The organism is Kitasatospora sp. NPDC058170 (genome assembly GCF_042883905.1).
Lineage (GTDB): Bacteria > Actinomycetota > Actinomycetes > Streptomycetales > Streptomycetaceae > Kitasatospora.
In genome coordinates, this window is the sequence record NZ_JBHVUV010000096.1 from 1 (window position 1) to 1,356 (window position 1,356).

1 protein-coding gene is annotated in these 1,356 nt (G+C 72.6%); it reads right to left on the reverse strand.

The window, feature by feature from the left end:
- Nucleotides 1-388: 388 nt before the first annotated feature.
- On the reverse strand, nt 389-1,356 hold a 968-nt coding region (locus tag ACFVVX_RS37990; RefSeq protein ID WP_387952743.1), incomplete at its 5' end, for a tetratricopeptide repeat protein.

Genomic DNA, 1,356 nt, shown 5'->3' on the forward strand with positions numbered 1-1,356 from the left:
GGGGCGAGGTTGCCGGTGCCGCGCTCGGTGCCGATGGTGCGGGCCGCGTTGAGGGCGTCGACGGGCAGCACGATGTGGGTGTCGCCGGTGAAGGCCGTGCCGATGGTGTGCGCGGCCGCCGATCGGGCCCCGGAGGCGGTGACGGCCGGTGTGTCGCTCAACAGGTCCACCCGGAGGAGAAGTCGGTCGAGGAAGTGGCGGCCATTCTCGCACTCGGGACGGTCTGCCGGTACGGCGGCCGGCGGGTCCGTCGGCGCGGGACGTGGGCAGCCGGCGCAGCTGAACCGCAGCCAGGTGGCTGGGGCGGGGCTGGACCGGGGCTAGGCCGGGATTGTGCGGGCGCCTGGTCGGCCCGCGGCCGCGTCGGACCGGCGCTGAGAGGGGCTGGTCACCGGGGCCTGCGCCACTGCCACCAGCGGCGCCGGGCGGGCTTGTTGAGGTCGCGCCGCCGGAGGGCGAGGGCGAGGTTGCTGCGGCTGGTGAGGGTATGCGGGTGGGCGGGGCCGAGGATCTCCTCGCGCTGGGCGAGGATCGTCTCGTAGATGGTGATGGCGCCGTCGAGGTCTCCTGCCAAGGCGTAGGCGTAGGCGAGGTTGTTGCGGGTGGTGAGGGTGTCGGGGTGGGTGTGGCCGAGGACCTGCTCGTACTGGGCGACGGCGGCTTCGTGGAGGGGGATGGCCCGTTCGAGGTCGCCCGCCGATGCGTAGGTACTGGCGAGGTTGGTGCGGCTGGTGAGGGTGTCGGGGTGGGTGTGCCCGAGGACCTCCTCGCGCTGGGTGAGGGTGGTCTCGTGGAGGGGGACGGCGCGGTCCAGGTCGCCCGCCACGTAGTAGGCGTGGGCGAGGTTGTTGCGGCTGGTGAGGGTGTCCGGGTGGGTGTGGCCGATGACCTGCTCGCACTGGGCGAGGGTGACCTCGTAGAGGGGGATGGCGCGTTCGAGGTCGCCCGCCGACTCGTAGACGCAGGCGAGGTTGTTGCGACTGGTGAGGGTGTCGGGGTGGGTGTGCCCGAGGACCTGCTCGCACTGGGCGAGAGTGGTTTCGTGGAGGGGGATGGCGCGTTCGAGGTCGCCCGCCGACTCGTAGGCGAAGGCGAGGTTGTTGCGACTGGCAAGGGTCCTGGGGTGGGTCTCGCCCAGGTGCGCCTCGTGGTAGGCGAGTTCGGCCGTCCGTAGCGGGATGCTGCGGGCGTCGTGGCCCTGGTGGTAGAGGTGCTGGGCGGCGGTGAAGTAGTGCTGGGCGGCGAGGTCCTCGTGACGGTTGGGCGGGGTGGTGGCGGCGAGGGCGGTGAGGTGGGGGATGAGCTGGTCCCAGGCGGGGGCCGGTCCGAGTTCGGGGGGTTCGGGGAGCGCGTCGA